Annotated in this window: 22 protein-coding genes; 2 read left to right on the forward strand and 20 right to left on the reverse strand. The window is 65.2% G+C overall.

Annotated features, from left to right (window positions below; genetic code table 11):
- Nucleotides 1–53: 53 nt before the first annotated feature.
- Entirely contained in the window at nucleotides 54–1,115 is a 1,062-nt protein-coding gene (locus BMI86_RS02095; RefSeq protein ID WP_078539549.1) for a Hint domain-containing protein, read from the reverse strand.
- A gap of 205 nt (nucleotides 1,116–1,320) precedes the next feature.
- Between BMI86_RS02095 and BMI86_RS02100 the strand changes: the two genes are divergently transcribed.
- The gene (locus tag BMI86_RS02100; protein WP_143594660.1) at nucleotides 1,321–1,557 is read left to right on the forward strand and encodes a hypothetical protein; all 237 of its coding nucleotides are present in this window, start codon (nucleotides 1,321–1,323) and stop codon (nucleotides 1,555–1,557) included.
- Nucleotides 1,558–1,568: 11 nt separating this feature from the next.
- Nucleotides 1,569–1,919 carry a hypothetical protein gene (locus tag BMI86_RS02105; RefSeq protein WP_078539551.1) on the forward strand — a complete coding sequence of 117 codons (351 nt, stop codon included), beginning with the start codon at nucleotides 1,569–1,571 and terminating at the stop codon, nucleotides 1,917–1,919.
- A 343-nt stretch (nucleotides 1,920–2,262) separates the two neighbouring features.
- Here BMI86_RS02105 and BMI86_RS02110 read toward each other — a convergent pair whose 3' ends face one another.
- The 19 genes from BMI86_RS02110 to BMI86_RS02200 form a co-directional block, all read right to left on the reverse strand.
- Nucleotides 2,263–3,501: an aminopeptidase gene (locus BMI86_RS02110; protein WP_078539552.1), complete on the reverse strand. Its 1,239-nt coding sequence runs from the start codon at nucleotides 3,499–3,501 to the stop codon at nucleotides 2,263–2,265.
- Between the two features lie 80 nt (nucleotides 3,502–3,581).
- Nucleotides 3,582–4,553, reverse strand: a complete 972-nt coding sequence (galE, locus tag BMI86_RS02115) for a UDP-glucose 4-epimerase GalE (RefSeq protein WP_078539553.1) — start codon at nucleotides 4,551–4,553, stop codon at nucleotides 3,582–3,584.
- Nucleotides 4,554–5,858 carry a tetratricopeptide repeat protein gene (locus BMI86_RS02120; protein WP_078539554.1) on the reverse strand — a complete coding sequence of 435 codons (1,305 nt, stop codon included), beginning with the start codon at nucleotides 5,856–5,858 and terminating at the stop codon, nucleotides 4,554–4,556. It abuts the gene before it with no gap.
- Between the two features lie 20 nt (nucleotides 5,859–5,878).
- A complete protein-coding gene (locus BMI86_RS02125; protein ID WP_078539555.1) occupies nucleotides 5,879–6,358 on the reverse strand; it encodes a prepilin peptidase in 480 nt (159 codons plus the stop codon).
- Nucleotides 6,355–7,080, reverse strand: a complete 726-nt coding sequence (locus tag BMI86_RS02130; RefSeq protein WP_168173768.1) for a helix-turn-helix transcriptional regulator — start codon at nucleotides 7,078–7,080, stop codon at nucleotides 6,355–6,357. The genes BMI86_RS02125 and BMI86_RS02130 overlap by 4 nt, the downstream gene beginning before the upstream one ends.
- A 378-nt stretch (nucleotides 7,081–7,458) precedes the next feature.
- Entirely contained in the window at nucleotides 7,459–8,460 is a 1,002-nt protein-coding gene (locus BMI86_RS02135; protein ID WP_143594661.1) for a type II secretion system F family protein, read from the reverse strand.
- A gap of 16 nt (nucleotides 8,461–8,476) precedes the next feature.
- Nucleotides 8,477–9,448: a type II secretion system F family protein gene (locus BMI86_RS02140; protein WP_078539557.1), complete on the reverse strand. Its 972-nt coding sequence runs from the start codon at nucleotides 9,446–9,448 to the stop codon at nucleotides 8,477–8,479.
- 3 nt (nucleotides 9,449–9,451) lie between these two features.
- Nucleotides 9,452–10,882 carry a CpaF family protein gene (locus BMI86_RS02145; protein WP_078539558.1) on the reverse strand — a complete coding sequence of 477 codons (1,431 nt, stop codon included), beginning with the start codon at nucleotides 10,880–10,882 and terminating at the stop codon, nucleotides 9,452–9,454.
- 13 nt (nucleotides 10,883–10,895) lie between these two features.
- Entirely contained in the window at nucleotides 10,896–11,795 is a 900-nt protein-coding gene (locus BMI86_RS02150; protein WP_078539559.1) for an AAA family ATPase, read from the reverse strand.
- Nucleotides 11,796–11,813: 18 nt separating this feature from the next.
- The gene (locus BMI86_RS02155) at nucleotides 11,814–12,464 is read right to left on the reverse strand and encodes a TadE/TadG family type IV pilus assembly protein (protein WP_078539560.1); all 651 of its coding nucleotides are present in this window, start codon (nucleotides 12,462–12,464) and stop codon (nucleotides 11,814–11,816) included.
- Nucleotides 12,461–12,970, reverse strand: coding sequence for a TadE/TadG family type IV pilus assembly protein (locus BMI86_RS02160; protein ID WP_078540406.1), 510 nt, complete (start codon nucleotides 12,968–12,970; stop codon nucleotides 12,461–12,463). Before BMI86_RS02160 ends, BMI86_RS02155 begins: the two co-directional genes overlap by 4 nt.
- Before the next feature lie 5 nt (nucleotides 12,971–12,975).
- Nucleotides 12,976–14,505: a pilus assembly protein TadG-related protein gene (locus BMI86_RS02165; protein WP_078539561.1), complete on the reverse strand. Its 1,530-nt coding sequence runs from the start codon at nucleotides 14,503–14,505 to the stop codon at nucleotides 12,976–12,978.
- Nucleotides 14,506–14,517: 12 nt separating this feature from the next.
- Nucleotides 14,518–15,324 carry a Flp pilus assembly protein CpaB gene (gene cpaB, locus BMI86_RS02170; protein ID WP_078539562.1) on the reverse strand — a complete coding sequence of 269 codons (807 nt, stop codon included), beginning with the start codon at nucleotides 15,322–15,324 and terminating at the stop codon, nucleotides 14,518–14,520.
- 87 nt (nucleotides 15,325–15,411) lie between these two features.
- Nucleotides 15,412–15,615, reverse strand: coding sequence for a hypothetical protein (locus BMI86_RS02175; protein ID WP_078539563.1), 204 nt, complete (start codon nucleotides 15,613–15,615; stop codon nucleotides 15,412–15,414).
- 429 nt (nucleotides 15,616–16,044) lie between these two features.
- A complete protein-coding gene (murD, locus tag BMI86_RS02180; RefSeq protein WP_078539564.1) occupies nucleotides 16,045–17,442 on the reverse strand; it encodes a UDP-N-acetylmuramoyl-L-alanine--D-glutamate ligase in 1,398 nt (465 codons plus the stop codon).
- A gap of 230 nt (nucleotides 17,443–17,672) precedes the next feature.
- Nucleotides 17,673–18,263: a hypothetical protein gene (locus BMI86_RS02185; RefSeq protein ID WP_078539565.1), complete on the reverse strand. Its 591-nt coding sequence runs from the start codon at nucleotides 18,261–18,263 to the stop codon at nucleotides 17,673–17,675.
- A gap of 177 nt (nucleotides 18,264–18,440) precedes the next feature.
- Nucleotides 18,441–19,523 (reverse strand): phospho-N-acetylmuramoyl-pentapeptide-transferase, encoded by a 1,083-nt coding sequence (gene mraY / locus BMI86_RS02190; RefSeq protein WP_078539566.1) that lies wholly within the window; start codon nucleotides 19,521–19,523, stop codon nucleotides 18,441–18,443.
- Nucleotides 19,523–20,971: a UDP-N-acetylmuramoyl-tripeptide--D-alanyl-D-alanine ligase gene (gene murF / locus BMI86_RS02195; RefSeq protein ID WP_078539567.1), complete on the reverse strand. Its 1,449-nt coding sequence runs from the start codon at nucleotides 20,969–20,971 to the stop codon at nucleotides 19,523–19,525. The genes mraY and murF overlap by 1 nt, the downstream gene beginning before the upstream one ends.
- The gene (locus tag BMI86_RS02200; RefSeq protein WP_078539568.1) at nucleotides 20,971–22,452 is read right to left on the reverse strand and encodes a UDP-N-acetylmuramoyl-L-alanyl-D-glutamate--2,6-diaminopimelate ligase; all 1,482 of its coding nucleotides are present in this window, start codon (nucleotides 22,450–22,452) and stop codon (nucleotides 20,971–20,973) included. The genes murF and BMI86_RS02200 overlap by 1 nt, the downstream gene beginning before the upstream one ends.
- Nucleotides 22,453–22,468: the final 16 nt, after the last annotated feature.

Genomic DNA, 22,468 nt, shown 5'->3' on the forward strand with positions numbered 1-22,468 from the left:
GTGCATCTGACGCACAGCCCAAGCCTGCAGCGATTTCCAGCGGATTTGCCCGTTCAGGCGGCCAGATCATGGCGCAGGATCGCGGCCTCGGAGGGCTTGAGCGCCCGACGCGCGAAGGCCCCATAGCTGAGCGGATTTTCCTCGACCTCGGGCACCAGCGCCTCGAGCCCGGCGCGCTGGTCGCGGGCGATCATCTCGAGCCGGGTGGAGGCCGGGTGGAAGCTTTCGGTCTCAAGCCCGTTCGCGGTCAGCACCTGATGGCGCTCGAACATCAGGTGGATGTAGCTCAGGCCCCGCAGCGCGCCCTCGAAGCGGATCTGGCGGCCATTCACCAGATCGCAGGCGCGCACCAGCACCTCGTCCTCGGCAAACAGCGCCTGCGCCGCGCGCCCGCGCACCAGCATCCGGTGTTGCGGCGACACGATCAGATCGCGATCGGGCCGGGCGATGCCGAAGGCCCCTGCCGAAATCCGCACCGGGCGCAGATGCGGCATCGCATGGAGCCGCGCGCCAGAGATGTCGCGCCGACCGATCCAGCAGATCGGCTGCGCCCCGTCATCGCGGGTCAGCACGCGGCCGCCTTCGCGCAACGCCTCGACCGGGCGGCGGCCCTGGTCGGTCTCGATCAGCGTACCGGGGGTGAAACAGATGACGCCCGCAGGCCCCTGCCGCGCCGCTTTCGGACGCAGATCGAGCGCCCGGTCGACCACCCACAGATCGCTGTCCACCGGCGGCATCCGACCGGCGAACATCAGGATACGCGTGCCGCTTTCGGGCAGCTCGATCAAGGTGACGACATAGGCGTGATAGCCATCGGTCACGGTAAAACTTTGATTGGGCGTCTCGGTCTCGTCAGGATCGTCGAGCGTTCGCGGATGTCCCACGGCCTCGCCCAGCAGGCGACGCACCGCGCGGGCGGCTTTCGTGCGCCGCTCCGCCTCGCCGCGCGCATTGTGCAAGATGAGCCGATCATTGGGCCCGTCCACGCAGATCGCCTGTCCCGTCCAGCGCCAACATGCGCCCACGGTCACGACCTCAAGCGGCGGCACCGGGGTCCCGTCGATTTCCGTCTGCGCCCATGAAATGACGAAGGTGCCCTGATAGCCCGCCTTCATTGCCTCGATCCTGCCCGTATTTCGCGAGAGCTTATGTCTGCCCTCTGCTTGTTAATAGTTACGGTATCATGATGAATTCGCGATGTGAATCCCCATCTTGACGCATAGGGCAAGCGACCTTCACCGAAACTTGCGCGCGACCACGCTTGTCCCACGCGCGCGCAACTGCATTTTCGTTGGGAAGAGCACCCTGAGGAGACTCATGATGAAATCGATCGCCCTGATCGCCGCCCTCGCCTGCGCCGCGCTGCCCTCGCTGGCCGCCGCGCAGCAGCAGCCGCTCAATGCGCTGGAGATCCAACGCGTGCATTTCCTCGTCGGCAATGTCGACCTGTCCAACCTGACTGACCGCCAGATCGTGCAGATCAAGGAAGCGCTGGTTCAGAATGTCGACCGCACGGCGAAGGAAACGCTGATCCGTATGGCCCTGAAGAAGAAATGAGGAAACTGCCTATGACGACCCGTTTTACCGCCGCCACTTTCGGTTGCAGCCTTGCAGTGGCGCTTGGCCTTGGGGCCGGTATCGCGCAAGCCGGTGTCACGTCGCAGCCGCCCGGTGACCTTGGGCCGCAATCGCAGTCGCCCAAGCAGAGCTCGAGCGGGTCCGACCCGGCCTATTTCATGCCGGCCGATCCGCATCTCAGCATGTTCGATCAAGCGCGCGCTGCGGAGTTTACGAACGGGAAGAAGCTCAACGACATAGGCTTCACGCAGGTCGCCGCGATCGAGAATGCGCTGATCCATCCCTCGCTCGCCAAGAGCCGCGAAGAACTGATCTCGAAGAGCCTCGATACCGGGAACTAAGCGGGCGGAAATCTCGATTTCTTGCTGGTCAGGCTGGGCACCGCCCGGCCTGAACGCGTTTTCGGGGAGGAGGATCGAAAACCTGCGTCGGCCGGGCGGCCCTTCACACAGCGCAAGGGTGCGCGAGTTGCCCAAGAGGGTCGGCCAAGCCCGACCCGTATATTCAGATTTCGCCCAGTTTCCGTTTTCGTCAAGCAGCGGCCACGCGCAGCGGTGCCATCCTACGCCGGGCGCAACGAACTGCGCCGCGTGAGGCGAAATTCGCCGCACCTGCACAAAATGTAAGCGCCCGACACACCAATCGGCGCGTCGGGCACTAAACTTTGTCAGGTCTTGCGGGCTATCAGGCCCATTCGCCCTTGCGGAAGACCGGGACGCGGGTGCCGTCGGGCTTGATACCGTCGATATCGGTCTCGGGGCCGCCGATCATCCAGTCGACATGGATCATCGAGCTGTTGCCGCCCTTCGCCGCGACCTCGTCCTCGCTCAGCTCGCCGCCATTGATGAAGCATTTCGAATAGCACTGCCCCATCGCGATATGGCAGGCGGCATTCTCGTCGTAGAGCGTATTGTAGAACAGCAGCCCCGAGGCCGAGATCGGCGACCCGTTCGGCACCAGCGCGACCTCACCCAGACGGCGCGCGCCTTCATCGGTGTCGATCAGCTTCTGCAGCACCGCCTCGCCGCGGCTGGCCTTCGCCTCGACCACTTTGCCGCCCTCGAAGCGCATCTCGATATTCTCGATCAGGCTGCCCTGATGCGACAGCGGCTTGGTCGCGCGAACGACCCCGTCGACGCGCTCGGCATGGGGCGTGGTGAAGACCTCTTCGGTCGGGATGTTCGGGTTGCAGACAACACCGTTATTGGCCTCGGAGGCACCACCGCTCCATTCATGATCGTCGGCGAGGCCCACGGTCAGATCGGTGCCACCACCGGTGAAATGAAGCGCCGAGAAGCGCTGCTCGTTCAGCCAGTCGCGGCGCTTGCGCAGGGCCGCGTTATGCGCCTCCCATGCGGCGACGGGATCGGGTTGGTCGGCGCGCGAGGCGGCGAAGATCGCGTCGGCCAGTTTGCCCACGGCTTCCTCTTCCGGCAGATCGGGGAAGACGCGCTTGGCCCAGGCCACCGTCGGGTAGCTCACGATCGACCAGTTGATCTCGAAATTCGAGATTTTCTCCAGCGCCGGTTTATAGGCAATGGAGTTGGCCTTGCCGGCGCGCGAGACTTTCTCGGGGTCCTGTTCGGACAGCAGCATCGGGTCTTCGCCGACGATCGCCATGCGGGCCGCGCCGCTCTCGTAAGCCTTCGCCATGCCCTGATAGAGCCAGTCGGGTGCGCGGTCGAAGCTTTCGTCCTTCGCGTTCTCGAACCGGGCCAGCGTGATCTGACCATCGCTGAGGATCGGGGTGAAGGTGCCTGCGCCCGCGCGATAGGCTTCGGCGGCGATCCGGCGCACCAGCGGCAGCGCCTCGACGGGCGCGGTCAACACCAGATCCTGACCGTCTTGCAGGTTCAGACCCACCTGCACGGCAACCTCGGCCAGCCGGTCGAGAAGTTGCGGATCGATTGCGTCGCTTGCCATGAGAGCCTCCTGAATTGCGTTGAGCCGCAAGATAGATGGCTGGGCGGCAGGCTCAACCCCGGCAGAGCGCGAACCCGAGGTCAGAGGCCGAACCACGGGGCGGCATGAGACACGATCTCGTCAAGTTCACGGTAGCGCGCGGTAAAACCCAAGGCGTCGCGCGCACGGGACGGATCGGCCACCAGCTCCGCCGGATCGCCGGGGCGGCGTGGGGCGTCCTCGAAGGGCACTTTGCGCCCCGTCACTCGCTCGACCGAGGCGATCACCTCGCGGATCGACGCGCCCCGCCCGGTGCCGAGGTTCAGTTTCAGGCTGTCGCCGCCGCCCTGCAGGTGATCGAGCGCCAGAAGATGCGCGCGGGCCAGATCGTCGACATGGATGTAATCGCGGATGCAGGTGCCGTCGGGCGTGGGACAATCCGTGCCGAAGACCTTCACCGCCGGGCCCTGCCCCGAGGCCGCGCGCAGCACCAGCGGGATCAAATGGGTCTCGGGATCGTGCCGCTCGCCGATCTCGCCGCTCGGGTCGGCGCCGCTCGCGTTGAAATAGCGCAGGGCCGCGAAGCGCAGATCGGTCGCGGCGGCGGCATCCTCCAGCATCCATTCGCAGATCAGCTTGCTGCGGCCATAGGGGTTGATCGGGTTTTGCGGCGTGTCCTCGGAGATCGGCAGCGTCGCGGGCGTGCCATAGGTGGCGCAGCTCGACGAGAAGACGATCTTGTCCAGCCCCACCGCCTGCATCGCGCCCAGAAGCGCGGTCATCCCGCCCAGATTGACGTCGTAATAGCGGGTGGGTTCGGCCACGCTCTCGCCGACATAGGCCAGCGCCGCGAAATGGATCACAGCGTCGATCCGGTGCTCCTTGAGCGTTTTCTCGACCAGTTCCCGGTCGCGCAGATCGCCCTCGACGAGAGGCCCCCAGCGCACCGCATCGGCATGGCCGCGCGACAGATCGTCGAAGACGACGGGGGCGTGCCCCGCCGCAGCCAGCGCCTTACAGCAATGCGAGCCTATGAAGCCCGCGCCGCCGGTGACCAGAACCTTCGATGTCACTTACGAGCCCCACCCTTCGCGCAGCATCGCGCCGACGATCTCGGGCGCCAGAACCCCGTCACGGCAGGCCATATCGCCCGGCATCGTGCCACAGGCACGCTCCATCGCACGCAGCGTACCGCGCCCGGCAAACCCGTCGAGCGGGCCGCGATACAGCCCCTTATCGGCAAGGTCTTTCTGGATCATATAGACCGCGAGCCTCGGATTGGCTTTGAACAGATCGCGCGCCTGCGCGGCATTCATCTTCCCCCGGGCGGGCGCGATCTCTCCTGCGAGCGGTGCGAAATCGGCATCGTGCCGATGCCTCGCCACACGGATCGTCATCGCGTAATTCTCACGTTCTGCGGGCGTGAACAGATCGCTATGCGCTTCGAGGAAGTCCGATGCCCCCTTGGGATCGCGCCGGACGTTATAGGAGTTGCCGTCGCGCAGGAGACCGACCAGATAGCGCGCTGCGGTCTTGTTGCCCGCTTCGGCAGCCTCGCGCAGTTGCGCCACCGCCTGTTTGCCATCGCCGCGCATCGAGATACCCCAGATGCGGCGCGTGGCGTCGAGCACTTCGATCCGTTCGTTTCCGGCCGCGCGGGCGGCCTTGGCATAGCCGTCGAACTTCGCGCGCGAAACCTTTCCGCTGCCGAGATAGCCATACATCGCGCCCTCGGCCAGCGTCGCATAGGCGCCATCGACACCCGCCGCGCCAGCGCGTTCGAGAACCGCCTGCGCTGTCTTCGGATCGCGCTGCGACCACATCAGCGTCTCGCCGTATTTCCACAATCCGGTCGCGTCGCCCGCCTCTGCTGCGGTCTCGAACAGGTCGCGCGCCTTGGCATAATCGCGCGGCAGTCCCGTTCCGTAGAGATAGGCCTCGCCCAAGATCAGCGCCGCTTTCGCATCGCCCTTTGCGATCTGCGTCTCAAGCAGGTCGACCCCGCGCGCAGTGTCGCGTGGCAAAGCCCAGCCGCCGATCAGCTGCTTGCCCAACAGACGGTGCGCATCCCAGCTGCCCGCTTCGACCGCCTGTTCGAGATAACCAACGGCGCGATCACGATCCGCAGCGACAGGACCGCCCCAGAGGAGCAGGTCACCTGCGGCCAAAGCCGCTTCGGGATCGCCTTGCGCCGCGGCGTCCTCCAACATCGAGAGCCCGGTCTGTGGATCGGGTTTCACATCGCCAGAGCCCCAGACGAGCGCCTGCGCGCGTTCGGTGACGTCGGGCTTCGTTTCGTCCGCGAGAAGTGGTGCGCTGACCGTGCACAAAGCCAGAGCGACCACTCCGAGCGACTTGGTCCAAATCTTGCGTGACATAGGTCCTCCCTTGGCGGGGCCTACCCGCCGACCAGATAAGGCAAAGCCAGACCCGCAAGCGCGATCGAGACGCCCATCGGGAGCTTTCCCCGTGCGTAACAGCTCTTCCAACCCAAGCGGGGCCCAAGCCGCGTCGCGACCGGCGCGCTTTGCAACCCCACCGTCAGCGCCGAGCCCGCAAAAAGCGCGACGGAAAAGGCGATCAGAAACTCCCCCATCGCCGCAGAGGGTACGAATAGCATCAGGGCCGCGAGAAATTTCACGTCCCCGCCCCCGAAGGCGCGCAGCACGAAAAAGACGTAGCCGACGAGGAAGGTGATCGCGCCCGCGGCAAGGCGCAGGCTCAGTTCGTGCGGGCCCAGAAACGGGGCGCAGAGCGCAAAGAAGCCAAGCGTGATCAGCACGATCTTGTTCGGGATGCGCATCTCGCGCAGATCGCTGAGCGCGACCCAGATCAAGACCGGGGCCAGCGCCGCCAGCGGCAGGAGCTGCCCGGTCATGCGACCCGTCCGGCTCTGGCGCCGGCGAGCTCGAAGGGCAGTTCGGAGACGAGCTGGAAGGTCAGTTCCGCCAGATTGCGCGCGCCGGTCTTGGCGTAGAGATTGCTCAGATGGGTGCGCAGGGTGGATTCCTTGATCCCCAGCTCCGCGAGCATCTGGTCGGGCGACTGGCCATGACGCAGCAGCAGGCAGACGCGATATTCCGAACGGCTCAGACGCGCCGGGTTATCCGCGCTCAGGATCGGCGAGCCGATGAGCGGCGCGGCCTGTTTGGCGGCCGATTTCAGCAAGGTCTCGGTGAACATGCCGCGGGCGCGGTTGTGCCAAGTGCGGCTCAGCGTATCGCCGAGCGTGGTCAGCACCGCTTGCTGATACTGGCGCAGCTTCTCGGTGAAATGCAGCTCCAGCGTATCGACCCAGCGATCGCTGATCTCGAGCGGAATGACGACCATTTCGACAAGGTTGCGCCGGGCCAGTGCCGAAGCGACCGCCTGCGGCACGTCCTCGTCCTGCATCGAGCGATACCAGGTCGAGCCCCGTTTCGCCTTGTCGAGATAATCGCCCAGCAGATCGCCTGCGAAGCTTTGCTCCAGCGGAAGCCGGCAGCCGGATCGCGCCCTGTCATGGACCAACGCCCGTGCCGATGCGCCCGCATCCCGCGGATAGCGCGCCAATATGACGGCCTCGGCTCCGATACTGTCGGTCAGATATCTTAGCGCCATGCGCAGCGGGTTCGTCCCGTGCAGACACTCACACCACTGTGCAACGGCCCCAATCATGCCCGCTTCGATAGCGCGCTCTTGCCCGGGCGAAGCCCCGGCTGTCCCATAGTCCCGCGTGGTCCCCACCATCCCCAGAAACTATTATATGTGGCCCACTTATGTGCGTGACAGCGCGTAGACCATCTCTAAGCGTAACCCCTAAATGCGTTAATTCCTAAGCTAGCCATTTGGACTATATCCACAGCCTCCTGTGGATGATTCTATTGATACCCACTGCAATCAAAGGTTGCATATTCGGCATTTAAGTCGACATTTCGGCCGAAAAAATTGTCCGTAAACAATGCTTTGGGAAAAGATCGAATTTGGAAACGATTCGATTTACTGCGCGTAATTCACGAAATAGCGAATCACCACCGGGCCAACGGCGATCAGGATCAGCGCCGGGAGCATCAGCGAGGCCAGAACCCCTGACATCTGCACCGGCAGGCGATTGGCCTTTTCCTGGGCCCGCATCTCGCGGATACCGCGCAGATCGGCCGCATAGGTGGTCAACGCCTGCGCCATCGAGGCTCCGAAGCGCAGCGACTGGCTCGCGACATTGGCGAAGGCGCGCACGGTCTCGACCCCGGTCCGGTCGGCCATGTCGCGCAGTGCCGCCTCGCGCTCGCGCCCGGCCTGAACCTGGCGCTGCACCGAGAGGAACTCGAAGGAAATCTCCGGCGACGTCTCCGCAAGCTCGTTGCCCACGCGGGTCATCGCCGCATCGAACCCCATGCCGCTCTCGATCGCGACCTGCATCAGATCGAGCGCGTTCGGGAAGCTCTCTTCGATCCGCAGCCGCCGCTCGCGCATCCGGCTGTTGAGCCACATAAGCGGCAGCAGATAGCCGCCTGCGACGAGCCCGGTCAGGATCTGATAGGTCGCCATGCCGCTCAGGCTGCCGAGACGGGCATCCAGCCCCATCGGTAGGCCGATTTCGGGGCTGCGTGCGGCGAACAGAAGCCCCATGAAAATACCCGGCAGGCAGACGCCCAGCGCGATCCGGACCAGGGTGAAGCGGCGCAAAGCGCTGGCCCCGGACAGCCCGGCCTGCGCAAGTTTGCGTTCCAGCTTGGAGCGGGTCTGGCGGTCGGCGGGCACGAAGGCCTTCAGGATCTGGCCCGGACGTGCCTCCGGCGCCTTGAGATAGCCGTGCTCGGCGCGTCCTCCCGTTTTCGGCCCGCCGATGGCCGCAATGCGCTCGACGGCGCGGTCGCGCTGGAAGGCGGCCTGAAGCCCGACGATCAGAAGCAGCAGGCCGAAGCCGATCCCAGCGGCCAGAAGCGTCTCGGGCGCGATGCCCATCCGAAGCGCGAAATCCTCGATCCGTGTCATCAACATGCTCTCTCTCCCCGGCTCAGATCCGGAACTGCACCAGACGGCGCAGCACCACGGCGTTCAGGATGATCAGCGTGACGACGATGATCGCCATCGTGCGGAACATCGGATGATCGGCGACCTCGCCGTAGTAATTCGGCGAAATCAGCGACGTGAAGCCGAACATGATGAAGGGCAGCGCGGTCAGGAACCACGCCGAGGCGCGCCCCTCCGCCGAGATCGCTCGGATCTTGCGCCGCATCGAAATCCGGCCCCGCGTCGTCGCCGCCAGCACTTCGAGCACGCGGGCGAGATCGCCGCCCGTGCCGTGCTGGATACCGATGCTGGCCGCGAGATAGTCGGCGTCTTCCAGCCCCACCCGCTCAGCGAATTCCAGCACCGCGTCGGGCAGGTCTTCGCCATAGGTCACCTGATCGAAGATGATGCCGAATTCGGTGCCGATCGGATCGGGCATCTCCTCGGCCACGGCGCCGATCGACATATTCAGCGGATGGCCGATCTTCAGACCCCGCGCGAGCATGTCGAGTGCATCAGGCAGCTGGCTCGTCAGCACTTTCATCCGTTGCGTCGCCCGCGAGCGCAGCACCATGAAGGGCAGCACCAGCCCGATCGTCACAGCCGCAGAGGCCGCCCGCAGCGGACCAAGCGGCGCGAGCGCCAGCACGAAACTCCCGATCGCAAACGCGGCACAGATCAGCAGAAACTTGTCCGGCCCGATCCGGAAGCCCGCGCGATGCAGCAGACGCGGCAGGTCGAACCGCTTCGGCAGCCGGGCAATCCAGCCCTTGCGCGGGTTGGGCTTGAGCAGCGCGAGCATCTCCTCGGTGTCGCGCCCCTTCGCGATCATCTTCATCCGGCGGCTCTTGGCCTCACCGCTGGTCTCGGTGCGGTTGAGCAGGTGCAGGCCGCCCGTCAGCGCCAGCAGAACGCCAAGCGCGATGCCGCTATAGGCGACATAGGCGGCGAGGTCCTTTTCGATGATCTCCCACATGGCTCAGTTCCCCCGCATCTTGAAATCGGACGGATCGACCGCGACACCCGCCGCGATCAGGTCTTCTAGGCAGCGCGGACGCAGGCCGGTGGCGGTGAACTCGCCCTCGATCACGCCATCGGCGGAGGTGCCGGTTTTGCGGAAGGTGAAGATGTCCTGCATCATCACGATATTGCCCTCCTGCCCGGTGATCTCGGAGATCGAGAGCACTCGGCGGCGACCGTCGGACATGCGCGCGATCTGCACGACGATGTCGAGGCCGGAGGCGATCTGCGAGCGGATCGCGTTGAGCGGCATGTCGAGGCCGATCATCGTCACCATCTGCTCGATCCGCCCCAGAGCGTCGCGCGCGGAATTGGCGTGGACCGTGGTCATCGAGCCGTCATGGCCCGTGTTCATCGCCTGCAACATGTCGAAGGCTTCCGAGCCGCGCACCTCGCCCACGATGATCCGGTCGGGGCGCATCCGCAGCGCGTTCTTCACCAGATCGCGCTGGATCACCGCGCCCTGCCCGTTCGGATTGGACGCGCGGGTTTCCAGCCGCACCACATGCTCCTGTTGCAGCTGCAATTCGGCGGCGTCCTCGATCGTCACGATCCGCGTGCGCGGGTCGATGGCGGCCGAGATCGCGTTCAGAAGCGTCGTCTTGCCCGAGCCGGTGCCGCCCGAGATCAGGATATTCTTGCGGGCATGCACCAGCCCGTGCAGGAACCGCGACGCAGCCCCCGTCATCATCCCGGTCTCGACAAGCCGCTCCATCGTATAGGGTTGGCGCGCGAATTTGCGGATCGACAGGCTCGGCCCGTCAATCGCACAGGGCCGGATGATCGCGTTCACGCGGCTACCGTCTTCGAGCCGCGCATCGACCCAAGGGTTGCTCTCGTCGATCCGGCGGCCCACCCGCGAGACGATCTTGTCGATGATCCGCAGCAGGTGGCGTTCGTCGCGGAAGCGTACCGCCGTGCGCTCGAGGACGCCGTGGCGCTCGACGAAGACGCGGTTGCAGCCATTGACGAGAATGTCGTTGATCGACGGGTCGGCCAGTAGCGGCTCCAGCGGGCCGAGCCCCAGTACTTCGTTGAGAAGCTCGTCGACCAGCGTCTTGAATTCCTCCGCGCGCAGCGGGGTTTTCGCGTCGCGCAGCTCCTCGCTCACCAGCGCCGCCACTTCGCGGCGCAGCTCCTCGGGCACGACCTTGTCGAGCATCGACAGGTTCAGCCGGTCCAGAAGCGCGTCATGCAGACGGCTTTTCAGCTCCAGCGCGCGACGCTGGCTCTCTTCGTCGACCTCGGGCGCGGGCGGTTTGGGCGCGACCTGCTGTGCGGCCATCTCGCGCGCGTCTTTCGGCGGGCTGCCCGCGAAGCGCTTGCCGAGCGGGATCACCTTTTCGGTCTCGGTCGGTTTCGACCCGCGATCCGTGAAATTGCGAAACATCTCGTGCTCCCCCTCAATTCGTCCGGGCCGCGCTCTGCGCGAGCCGCCCCTTCGCCAGACCGGCAATCGCTTTCGACAGCGCAGAGCGCCGCCCGATCCGCGCAAGAGGCACGCCGCGATCGGCAGCCTCCTTGGCGGCGCGCGGGTCGTCGGGCAGCCAGTGGCTCAGATCGCGATCGAGCGCCTTCGCCGCCTCCTGCTGCACCCGCGAGCGCATCAGCGGACGGCTTTGATGGTTCACGACCACCTCGATCTCCAGCGCGAGGTTCTCCTCGTGATAGGCGTCGATCAGGCGGCGGGCCTGCTGCAGCGAAGGCACCGCGAGATCGGTCACCAGATACATCAGGGACGCGCGCGCCAGCACCGGCGAGACCCAATCGATCAGCGCATGCGGCAGATCGACGACGACGTAATCGCAGCGCGCCTGCATCAGCGTGATGAGTTCGGTGACCTGATCGGCCCCGAGCGCACCGAGCGGCGCGAAAGCGGCGGGGGCGCAGAGCACTTCCAGCCCGTCTTTCGAATGCTGGATCGACTGATCGAGGAAGGTCTCGTCCGGCACCGCGCCGCTGCGCGCCATGTCGTAGAGCGCCGGGCTCGGATCGAGATCGAGGAAACCCGCGACCATGCCGAATTGCAGATCGAGGTCAATCAGCCCGACGCGGCGCGGCGCCTGACCTTTCTTCACACCCTGAGCCGCCAGTTGATGGGCGAGATTCACTGCCAGCATCGTGGCCCCGATCCCGCCGCGGCTGCGCGCGACCGCGATGACCTGCCCCTCTTCGTCGGGCGCCCGCGCATGCGTCAGGCGCTCGGCCTCGGCGGAGAAGGTCAGCCGGCGCTTAGCGGGCGCGGCAAGGTCGCGCGCGCTCGGCTCGGGCACCAGGAATATCGGTTTGGTTCTACGGGTCATTTCATGTCTCCCCTTGCTTTAGCTTCCCGCGCCCTGCGCGAGGTCCTCGCCCGGCATCGACGTGCTCATGCTCGGGAAGGCGATATCTGCATCAAGATTTTCATCGGCAGTGCCGGTCACGAGCCCCACCAGCGCGCCCAGCGGCGTCGCGAACTGGAAGCTCACATTCTGCAATTCGACGGTGACCATCGGCACATAGGGCCCGCCGAGAAATCCAAGCTCGGAATCGTAGGAATAGCTGAAGGACAGGTTCGCCGCGGTCGAGCCATTGGGCAGCGCCGGGGCGACGATCGGCCAGATCTCGGCCACGGTCGCATTCGTCGTCGCGCCCGAGCAGCTCACCGTGGCGGGAGCCGCGCAGACCCAGCTCTTGGCGCTGCAATTCGTACCGAATTGTGGCTCGGTCTCGTCTTTTGGCGTCACGCCGCGCTCATTCATCTCCGGCACGCCGGCACATGCCGCCGGACGCACCGCTGCCAGTCGCGCCGCGACCTGCAACCCGCGCTGCATATTCACATAGTGAAAGGCCAGACGCCCGAAATCCAGAAGCCCGAAGAACACCAGCAGGTAGAGCCCAAAGACCAGCGTGAACTCGACAAGGGTCGCGCCCTCCTCGTCGCGCAGGAAACGGCGCAGTGCGCGCGCGTGATATGCGAGAGGCCCGGTCATGAGCCGAAGACCCGGTTCTGGTCGGCGATCGTCGTGGTGACGGTGCCGAGCGTCGTGGGTGTAATGAGGGTGAAGAGACCGGCGAAGGGGAAGGTGATCGTGACATTCGCCGCCACTTCGACGATCGGCGCATCGCCGAAACGATAGCTGCCTTCGATGCAATCGAGGCTCGGCTCCACCGTCGTGACGGTGATCCCGCCCCCCAGAACGCTGCCGCCGGTGATCGCGTTGCCGACGATATTCGCGAGCGTCGCCGCCTGATCGTCGACGCTGCCGCCGGTTTCGCAGATGTCTCGCGGGGTGATCCGGGCGAGGTAGCGGCTCGCGTCGCGCACCCCGCCGATCACCGTCTGATAGGCAAGAAACATCCGCCCGCTCTCGATGATCGCCGCGAAGAGGATGAGCATCAGCGGCAGCACCAGCGCGAATTCCACCAGCTGCGCGCCCTCGTCGTTGCGCCAGATGCGGCGCGGGGCGCGGAGGCGATATGCGCGAAACCACCGCATCGCGCTCACCGGTAAAGCTGGACGACGTCGCGGACCATGCCGCCCGTGCCCAGCTCCTCTTGGTCGCCATTGCTGGCGGACCCGATCACTTCGCCCCAGATATCCATCGTCGGCGGGCTCGATCCGTCCTCGCCCACCGGCTCGGTGAGGAAGACTTTGACGAATTCCTTCACCGGGACATCCGTGGCCGCGCCCTTGATAACCGTGCCCGTCTCCGCGCTGCAATCGATGCCCGCGACGATCAGCACGCGTCGGTCGGCATTAGGGGCGGCCGCGGGTGCGCAGCTCGGCAGGCCCGTCTCGGCGCGCCCGGAGAGAATGTCGCCGCCAGCCGCAGCCGCGATCTCGGCAAGATAGAGGTCATAGCGGGTGTCGGCATCCGCGAAAGGATCCGTGGCACCCTCCGCCGTGATGTCGATGCCATAATTCTTCTGCATGTAGGTGATGCGGCCCTGCGACCAGTCGCCATCGCCGAAGCGACCGCAGGGCTCAGCGGCCCCTTCCATGAAGCAATCGTCACGCGGCAGGCCGACCGTATCGGGCGAAAGCTCTTCATTTTCCTTGATGCAGGTATTTTTCCCGCCGCCATTCGACGTCGTGCCATCCTTCCCGCTCGGATTGGCGGCAACGATCCCCTTGATGACATTGGGCGCAGGCGCATAATCGGGATCGTTGCTCAGCCCGTTCATGATCGACTGATACATGTCGAAGCGCACGTTGAAGATCGCCGCGTTGCGCCCTTCCTTCTGGCCCGGTTCGAGGTCGACGCCGCGCTGGTTGAAGCATTGGGTGATCTTGCTGACGGCGCCGAGCAGGCAGGCGTCGAGCTGCGCGCCGGATTTCTTGGCGCAAGGCCCCTCGTCATCGATTTTCGCGCCATTCGGATCGAGGAACCCGAAATCGCCCGGCCCCCAGGCGGCATCGCCGCCTCCGCCCGAGCGCAGCAGGATCATCTGTCCGATATTCTTTTCCGCGTCGAAGCCGGGCGGGACGCAGAACATCAAGGGCGTGACATCGCAGGCGAGAATTTCGAGCCCCGCCACCGCCTGCGCCGTGGCCGAACCGTCGAACGCGTCATACCCGCCCATCGTGGTGAAAGCGGCTGCGAAAACGCCCTGAACTTCGCGCTCATTGACATCAACGCGCACGAAGGCCGCCTTCGCCGGATCGGTGGTCACCGCGTTTGTCGCGTCGCTGTCGCTGTCCGGCAGGGCGCTGAGATAGGTCAGGGTCACATCGTTCGCAGCTCCCAGCACCTGCGCGCCAGTCGCAAACGTCTGGCTGTCGACGATGAGTTGAGCGGCCGCATCGGCGCGGGTGATCGCGTCGGAATTGCCGTCAAGTTCGCCCGCAGCCGCCAGCGCCACCGAATCCGCGAAGGATTGCAGCTCCGAGCGGGTGCTGCCGAGCCGGCCCAGATCGAAGGAGAGCGCGACCAGACCGAGCACCACCACGAGGCTCATCCCGAAGAAGACGAGGATCGTACCGTCTTCCTCGCGGGCGAAACGCCGGATGCTGTTCTGGATGCGCCCCATCGACCCCGCGCCTCACTTGATCGTCGTATGGGTCACTTCCGTGCCGCGTCGGATCGTAACCGTGCGCACGGGCGTGGGTTCGAGCTTGTTCGCGGACCGCTCGCTGAGGATGTCCGCCAGCCCGATCGAGGGCAGCGGATCGCTCTCGGCCTCGTCGAGCGTGCGCAGCGTCAGGCTCAGCGTGCCCGCCTTCTGCGCCAGCGCGAGGCGTTGGCCCTGATCGGGCGAGACCTCGACGGTGACGGTGCGCGCCACGCCGGGGGTTTTCACTTTCTGATCCGCTTCCTGATCGACCCCGATGACGCGAACGTCCTGCAGGATCGTCACGGTCTTGAGCGACTCGTTCTTGCCGCGCGTCATCATCACGTCGACGCGGTCGCCCGGCGTCACGAAGCCGCCGACTCCGCTCGTGGCGTTGACCTCGATTGCCATGGCGCGGCTGTTCGGGCCGAGGGTCTGAACGATCGTGACTTTCTCACCGTAATTCGAGACCTTGGAAGCGAGGATCAACTCGCCCTGCGCGATCTCGGCGCGGGCGCGGCGCGGCTCTCCTCCCGTTTCGGGCAGGAGTGCTGCGTAATCGGTGAAGACCCCCGGCGGCAGCGCCTCTTTCGGCCAGGAGATCGAGGTCAGCTTTTGCGCCTCGATGGTCTGGCCGAAGGGAATGTTCTGTGCAGCGGCGAGGACCTCGACGAGGCCTTCGCGCTCGGCGGCGAGGTCGCGTTTGTATTTCGCCTCGAAGAAATCGCGCGCCAGGTAAGCCGAGCCACCTGCCACGGCGAGTCCTGCAGTGAAGGTCAGCAAAGATGCGATACGCATGGCGCTCTCCGTGAATATTTTTTACGTTTGATGGTGCTGACTCCGCGTCGCGGTCAGCCTCGGCTCACCGCGACGCGTGAAGACTTTTCAGTCGTAACTACCGGTCGGCTGAGCCGTCGGCATCGCACCGCCCGCCGCTTCCATCGAGAGTTCGATGTCGCCAGCGAGACCAGTGTAAATTGCAGAACCGATGCCCAAAGCGACGGAAAGCGCGATGCCGTATTCGACGACCGTGACGCCCTCTTCGTCCTTCTTCAGACGGCGCAGCGAAGCGAGTTTGAACAGTTTCATGGTCTTTCTCCGTTTTGAAATGCCGGCCCACCCCGGCGGAAATGATGGCCCCGTGTCCCCTGTTGAGCCGGGCAGCCAAGATTCAGATTGCGAGCGTTTTGACGTAGCGGCATCGGTTCAGCGTCGCGAAATAACAACCAAAAGTTGTATTTCTTGACGGTGATGCCGAAATCTGGACGCCAGATACGCCGTATGGAGGAGCGATCACCCAGCAGCGCCGCTCTCGCGACTCAGCTTGAGGCGCGCGAATTTCGTCTTGTTTCGGAGGTTTGACGCGTGCGGCGGAACGGTGCCGTTCAGGACGCTACACCGTTCGAGCTACATCCAGCGTACGGCTTCGGTGACAGAGGCACCGGAATCTTTGGCAGCCCCGAAGCGGGACTGCCGTTGTCGCGAGATGTGAGAGCGGACGGCGTAGACGCCCGAGCCTCAGCCGGGCAGCGCGTCCACGAGCTGGGCGAAATGATCGCCGCGCTTCTCGAAATTCGGATATTGGTCGAAGCTCGCTGCAGCCGGGGCCAGCAGCACCGTGTCGCCCTCTTCGGCGTCACGGGCGCAGGCGGCGACGGCGGCTTCCATCGTCTCGCAAATCTCATGCTCGACCGCCAGTTCCAGCGCGAAATCGCGCGCGGAGTGGCCTATGAAATAGGCTTTCTTCACCGCACCGAGATGTTCGGAGAGCGAGGCCACCCCGCCCTCCTTGCCCAGACCGCCCGCGATCCAGCGGATGTTCGGGAAGGCCTCGAGTGCCTTCGCGGCGCTGTCGGTGTTGGTCGCCTTGGAGTCATTGACCCAGCGCACCCCACGCTTCTCCGCGATGGTCTGGCTGCGATGCGGAAGACCGGCGAAGGAATGGAACGCCTGCTCGATCACGCGCGGCGCAATTCCCAGCGCGCGCACGGCGGCATAGGCCGCGCAGGCGTTCTGGTGGTTATGCGCACCGGGCAGCCCGGTCACATCACGCAGGTCGATCGAGGCCACCTGCTTGCCCTTGCGCCATTCGCTGAGGAACCCTTTGCGGGCAAAGACCGACCAGCCCCAATCCCCGAGCTTGCGCGCCGAGGACACCCGGATCAGCCGGTCATCATTGCGGCCCATCATGATCTGATTGGCGAGATAGACGCCCTCGGGCTCATCGACGCCGATCACCGCGCGATCCGGGCCACCTTCCGCGAAAAGACGACGCTTGGCCGCGAAATAGCCGCCCATGCCTGCGTGGCGATCCAAATGGTCAGGCGAGAGATTGGTGAAGACCGCGATGTCGGGCGTCAGCGCGCGCGCCAGATCGGTCTGATAGGAGGACAGCTCCAGCACCACCACTTCGCCATTCTCGGCAGGCTCCAGATCGAGCACGCCGCGCCCGATATTGCCCGCCATCTGCGTCGGTCGCCCGGCCTCTTCCAGAATGTGATGGATCAGCGCCGTCGTCGTGGATTTTCCGTTCGAGCCGGTGACGCAGATCGTGCGCGGCGCCTGATCGTAACGCATGAAATCATCGGTCGCCCAGGAGGCGAAAAACAGGCCGATATCGTTATCGACGGGCACGCCCGCCTCCATCGCCGCCGAAATCACCTGGTTGGGCTGGGGATAGAGATGCGGGATACCGGGCGAGACGATCAGGGCCGCGACCTCCTCGAAAGCGCCGTGGCGCGTCAGGTCGCGGCAGCTATAGCCCGCTTCCTCGGCGCGGGCGCGGCCCTCGGGGCTGTCATCCCAGCACAGCGGCTCGGCCCCGCCTGCGCGCAGCGCGGCCGCCGTCGCCAGACCCGAGCGCCCGAGCCCGAGCACCGCCACCTTCTGTCCGTCAAAGCCCTGCACCGGGATCATGGGTCTCTCCTGTCGCCTCGCGCAAGGGCAGCGGGGGCCGCCTCGCGTCTTCGTCGTTCTATCACGTCGTTCTTTATCGGGGGCCAGCCCCCGTACCCCCGAGATATTTGAACCAATACGAAGGGGAAAGGGGGAACGCAGCGCGCCACGGCCCGGACATGCAAAAACGGCGCGCACGGAGGGGAGGATCCGTGCGCGCCGCAAAGGGTCTTCTAGGAGACGTCGCTAGATTACGACTTCTGGTCTTGCTGCTTTTCGAGCGTCGAGAGAATGTCCGACAGGCTCGCATTCAGCGTCAGCTTGCCCGAGCCGACTTCCGAGGCCGGAACGGTGATCTTGAACATCGAAACGGTCGTGTCGAGCGTATCGTCGGTGCGGACATAGACTTCGTCGCTGTCGCCCATGTTCATGACTTTCTCGATCGTACCGACCGCAGCGCCGTCCGAGGACACGACGGCATCGTTGACGCCGGTCTGGACTTCGTTGCCGACGATACCGGCCTGCTTCTTCAGCTGGTTCTCGGCCGGGATCGAGTCTTCGCCGTTCGAGGTCTGGTCGGTCATCGCAGCGCCGACTTTCTTGCCTGCGACACCGGCGGTGTTGTTGACGTCGCCGCCCGAGGTGACGTTGACCGCGGGCGCGGTGCCGTCGGAGGTCTGGTCATTCGGCACGATCTGCATCTTGTAGTCGACCAGGCCGTATTGGCCGTTTTCGGACGAGCCACCGGTGGTCACGCCATCTGCGGCGCTTGCAATGGTGCCCAGCGAGAGCGTGGCAGCGAGAGCGGTCGTCGACAGAATGATGTTGAACTTGCGGGTCATCGGGTTCTCCTCGTTAAAACTTTGCGACGTCTCGTGTCGCGGTTCGGGGAGACAACTGGTGACTGCGGCTCTGGTTCGCTCAATTAATTTTGAGAGAAACCAAGGCGCGCCCTGAGGAACCAGGGCGCGCCGAAAGACATCACGCGCGCGGCTGCGCGCTTAGCAAAGAGGTGTGGTTTAGCGAATTTTCAGCGTCGCCAGACCGATCAGCGCGAGGATCAGCGAGATGATCCAGAAGCGGATGACGATCTGCGGCTCCGACCAGCCTTTCTTTTCGAAATGGTGGTGGATCGGGGCCATCAGGAACACCCGTTTCCCGGTGCGTTTGAAATAGGCGACTTGGATGATCACCGACAGCGCCTCGACCACGAAGAGTCCGCCGACGATACCGAGGACGATCTCGTGCTGGGTGCAGACCGCGATCGCGCCGATCGCGCCGCCAAGCGCGAGGCTGCCGGTATCGCCCATGAAGACCGCAGCCGGCGGGGCGTTATACCACAGGAAGCCCAGACCGCCGCCCATCAGCGCCGCGGTGAAGATCACCAATTCGCCCGAACCAGGCACGAATTGCACGCCCAGATATTCGGTGAAGTCGGTGCGGCCCACGACATAGGCGATGGCGCCCAGCGTGCCTGCGGCGATCATCACCGGCATGATCGCGAGCCCGTCGAGCCCGTCGGTGAGGTTCACCGCATTGGCCGCGCCGACGATCACGATCATCGCGAAGGGGATGTAGAAATAGCCGAGGTTCAGCACGAGATCCTTGAAGAACGGGATCGACAGCCGCCCTTCCAGATCGGACGGGTGCAGATACCACGTCAGCAAAGACGCGAGAAGCGCGAGCAGGAAACCGAGCGCAAGCCGCGCCTTGCTGCTGACGCCTTTGGTGTTTTGCTTCGACACCTTGGCGTAGTCATCGGCGAACCCGATTGCGGCATAGCCATAGGTGACCATCAGCACGACCCAGATATAGCCGTTGTCGAGCCGCGCCCAGAGAAGCGTCGACACCAGAAGCGCCGTCAGGATCAGGATGCCGCCCATCGTGGGCGTCCCGGCCTTGGAGATATGCCCCTCCGGCCCGTCATCGCGGATCGGCTGCCCCTTGCCTTGCGTGCGCCGCAGGATACCGATCAGCCAGGGGCCGAAGATGAACCCCACCAGAAGCGCCGTGAAGAAGGCCCCGCCCGCGCGGAAGGTGATGTAGCGGAACAGGTTGAAGACGCCCCCGCCATCGGAGAAGTCGGTCAGCCAATACAACATTAGTCTTTTCCCTTATGGGCCTCGGCCGCGCCGGGCTGGCCGAGTTTTTTCAATACGCTCACGACGACGCTCACCTTGGAGCCTTTGGATCCTTTGACCAGAACGACGTCGCCGGGGTCGATCAGGTGGCGGGCGCGCTCTGCCAGCTTGTCCGCCTTTTCATACCATTCGCCGCGTTTGGCGCGCGGAAGCGCTTCGCGGAGCGCCGCCATGCGTGGCCCCGCGAGATGCACGAGGTCGATCTTCGCCATGGCGGGGTGATCGGCGATGGCCGCATGCAGCGCCGCCTCGTCGTCGCCAAGCTCCAGCATGTCGCCGAGGATTGCGATGCGGCGCCCTTTCGCGGTGCGCCCCACCCCGTCGCGCGGCTTGGCGCCTGCCAGGACCTCGAGAGCTGCCGACATCGAGGCCGGGTTCGCGTTGAACGCGTCGTCGAAGAGATCGAAGCTCTCGGCCTCGTCCACCACATCCATATAGACCCGCTCGCGCTGGCCACGCCCGGCGGGGGGCTGCCAGTTGCCCAGATCCATCGCGGCAATGGTCGGATCGCAGCCCGCAGCTTCGGCCAAGGCAAGCACGCCGAGCGCGTTATTCGCGAAATGCCGCCCCGGGGTCATCACCTTGAACAGGATCGACGTGCCGTGGTGATCGGCCTGAACGACGGTCGCGTCGCCCGCGATGCGGGCGTCGATCAGACGGTAATCCGAGCCCGGCTCGGGACCGAAGCTGACCATGGTTCCGGCCTGCTGGGCGGCCTTGCGCAGAATGTCGGACACCTCGAGGCCGGACGGCACAATCGCGATGCCGCCGTCGATGAGCCCCTCGAAGATCGACGCCTTCTCATGCGCGATGCCCTCGATGCTGTCGAAAGCGGCCAGATGGGCCGGCGCGACGGTGGTGATCATCGCGGCATGGGGCTGCGCCATCTTCGCCAGCGGCGCGATCTCGCCCGGGTTGCTCATACCGATCTCGATCACAGCGAAATCGGCGTCCTGCGGCAGGCGCGCCAACGTGATCGGGACGCCCCAGTGATTGTTGAAGCTGGCTTCGGCGGCATGGACGGTGCCTTGGGCGGAGAGGACAGCGCGCAGCATCTCTTTGCTGGACGTCTTGCCGACGGAACCGGTGACGGCGAGCACGCGGGCCCGCGCACGTGCGCGCCCTGCCCGCCCCAAAGCCTCTAGGCCTGCGAGGACGTCATCCACGATCAGCAGCGGATCGTCCTTCGTGCAGCCCTCGGGGATGCGGCTGACCAGCGCAGCCGCTGCGCCCTTGTCGAGGGCCTGTCGAACGAAGTCATGGCCGTCGCGCACATCCTTGAGCGCCACGAAAAGATCGCCCGGATGAATCGTCCGGGTATCGATGGAAATCCCGGTCGCGGCGAAGGGTTGCGTGGCTTCGCCACCCGTCGCGGCGGCCGCGTCGCTCGAGGTCCAGAGAACGGCCATCAGATTTTTCCGTCCAGCGCGGCGACGGCGACCGAGGCCTGCTCGGCATCGTCGAACGGATAGGTGTCAGAGCCGATGATCTGGCCGCTCTCATGGCCCTTGCCCATCACCAAGAGCGCATCGCCCGGCTGCAGAAGATCGACGCCGCGCAGGATCGCCTCGGCCCGATCGCCCACTTCCAGCGCCTTGGGTGCGCCTTCCAGCACGGCGGCGCGGATCGTCGCGGGATCTTCGGAACGCGGGTTGTCGTCGGTGACGAGGACGATATCGGCGTTCTCAGCCGCCGCCTGCCCCATCAGCGGGCGCTTGGTCGCGTCACGATCCCCGCCCGCGCCGACGATGGCGATCAGGCGGCCCATCACATGCGGGCGCAGCGCCTTGAGCGCAGTCTGCACCGCGTCGGGCGTATGGGCGTAGTCGACGAAAACCGTCGCGCCATTGTCGCGGGTGGCGGCGAGTTGCATCCGCCCGCGCACGGTGGAGAGCTTCGGCAGCGTCGCGAAGACGTCCTCGGGGTCGGCACCACAGGCGATGGCGAGCGCCGCCGCCGTGAGCACGTTCATCGCCTGGAACCCGCCGATCAGCGGCAGGCGGGTCATCTGCGTCCAGCCTTCCCACGAGAAGCGCACATCCTGCCCGGTCGCGTCAAATCGCTGGCCAAGGATCTGCATTTCGCATTGCTCGGTATGGCCGATGCCGATCAGTTCCTGACCGCGCGCGGTGATGTAGCGCGCCAGTTCCTCGCCCTTGGGATCGTCGAGATTGATCACCGCCGCCCCGTCTTCGGGCAGAACGCGGGTGAAGAGCCCGGCCTTGGCGGCAAAATACTCCTCGAAGCTCGCATGATAATCGAGGTGATCTTGCGTGAAATTCGTAAACGCGGCCGCCGAGAGCGTCACGCCATCCAGCCGGCGCTGCGCCAGCCCGTGGGACGAGGCCTCCATCGCGGCATGGGTCACACCGACCCCCGCCATATCCGAGAGCAGGCGATGCAGAGTGATGGGCTCGGGCGTGGTATGCGGCGACGGGGCGGAATAGCTGCCTTCCACGCCGGTCGTGCCGATATTCGCGGCCTCGAACCCCATGAGCTGCCAGATCTGGCGGGTGAAGGTGGCCACGGAAGTCTTGCCGTTGGTGCCGGTCACCGCGATCAGGGTCTCGGGCTGGCGCTCGAACCACAGCGCCGCTGCGAAAGCGAGCGCCTGACGCGGGTCTTGCGTGATGACGATGGCGGTGTCGGTGCCTTCAAGCGCCTCGCGCGCGGCCTTCTCGCCCGCGCGATCGGTCAGCACGGCAGCCGCGCCCATGCGCAAAGCGTAAGGGATGAACTCGGCCCCGTGGATCTGCGTACCCGGCAGCGCCGCGAAAAGATGGCCCGGCTTGACCTGCCGACTGTCGACCGACAGCCCCGAGATCGCGCAGTCTGCGCCCTGCAGCGGCGTCAGCCCCAATTCGCTCAGCATTTTGGTGCCCGCAGCCATCGTATCCGTCCTTCAT

Origin of the sequence: Thioclava sp. DLFJ5-1 (genome assembly GCF_002020115.1) — a bacterium.
Classification (GTDB): domain Bacteria; phylum Pseudomonadota; class Alphaproteobacteria; order Rhodobacterales; family Rhodobacteraceae; genus Thioclava; species Thioclava sediminum.

Coding starts and splice junctions, on each gene's coding strand:
- BMI86_RS02120 (WP_078539554.1), bottom strand. CDS start 5,858: ATGTCACGCAAGATTTGGACCAAGTCGCTCGGAGTGGTCGCTCTGGCT.
- BMI86_RS02175 (WP_078539563.1), bottom strand. CDS start 15,615: ATGAAACTGTTCAAACTCGCTTCGCTGCGCCGTCTGAAGAAGGACGAA.
- cpaB (WP_078539562.1), bottom strand. CDS start 15,324: ATGCGTATCGCATCTTTGCTGACCTTCACTGCAGGACTCGCCGTGGCA.
- murD (WP_078539564.1), bottom strand. CDS start 17,442: ATGATCCCGGTGCAGGGCTTTGACGGACAGAAGGTGGCGGTGCTCGGG.
- BMI86_RS02130 (WP_168173768.1), bottom strand. CDS start 7,080: ATGGCGCTAAGATATCTGACCGACAGTATCGGAGCCGAGGCCGTCATA.
- BMI86_RS02135 (WP_143594661.1), bottom strand. CDS start 8,460: ATGTTGATGACACGGATCGAGGATTTCGCGCTTCGGATGGGCATCGCG.
- murF (WP_078539567.1), bottom strand. CDS start 20,971: ATGGCCGTTCTCTGGACCTCGAGCGACGCGGCCGCCGCGACGGGTGGC.
- BMI86_RS02095 (WP_078539549.1), bottom strand. CDS start 1,115: ATGAAGGCGGGCTATCAGGGCACCTTCGTCATTTCATGGGCGCAGACG.
- BMI86_RS02110 (WP_078539552.1), bottom strand. CDS start 3,501: ATGGCAAGCGACGCAATCGATCCGCAACTTCTCGACCGGCTGGCCGAG.
- BMI86_RS02145 (WP_078539558.1), bottom strand. CDS start 10,882: ATGTTTCGCAATTTCACGGATCGCGGGTCGAAACCGACCGAGACCGAA.
- BMI86_RS02105 (WP_078539551.1), top strand. CDS start 1,569: ATGACGACCCGTTTTACCGCCGCCACTTTCGGTTGCAGCCTTGCAGTG.
- mraY (WP_078539566.1), bottom strand. CDS start 19,523: ATGTTGTATTGGCTGACCGACTTCTCCGATGGCGGGGGCGTCTTCAAC.
- BMI86_RS02100 (WP_143594660.1), top strand. CDS start 1,321: ATGAAATCGATCGCCCTGATCGCCGCCCTCGCCTGCGCCGCGCTGCCC.
- BMI86_RS02140 (WP_078539557.1), bottom strand. CDS start 9,448: ATGTGGGAGATCATCGAAAAGGACCTCGCCGCCTATGTCGCCTATAGC.
- BMI86_RS02125 (WP_078539555.1), bottom strand. CDS start 6,358: ATGACCGGGCAGCTCCTGCCGCTGGCGGCGCTGGCCCCGGTCTTGATC.
- BMI86_RS02155 (WP_078539560.1), bottom strand. CDS start 12,464: ATGACCGGGCCTCTCGCATATCACGCGCGCGCACTGCGCCGTTTCCTG.
- BMI86_RS02185 (WP_078539565.1), bottom strand. CDS start 18,263: ATGACCCGCAAGTTCAACATCATTCTGTCGACGACCGCTCTCGCTGCC.
- BMI86_RS02165 (WP_078539561.1), bottom strand. CDS start 14,505: ATGGGGCGCATCCAGAACAGCATCCGGCGTTTCGCCCGCGAGGAAGAC.
- BMI86_RS02150 (WP_078539559.1), bottom strand. CDS start 11,795: ATGACCCGTAGAACCAAACCGATATTCCTGGTGCCCGAGCCGAGCGCG.
- BMI86_RS02160 (WP_078540406.1), bottom strand. CDS start 12,970: ATGCGGTGGTTTCGCGCATATCGCCTCCGCGCCCCGCGCCGCATCTGG.
- BMI86_RS02200 (WP_078539568.1), bottom strand. CDS start 22,452: ATGGCTGCGGGCACCAAAATGCTGAGCGAATTGGGGCTGACGCCGCTG.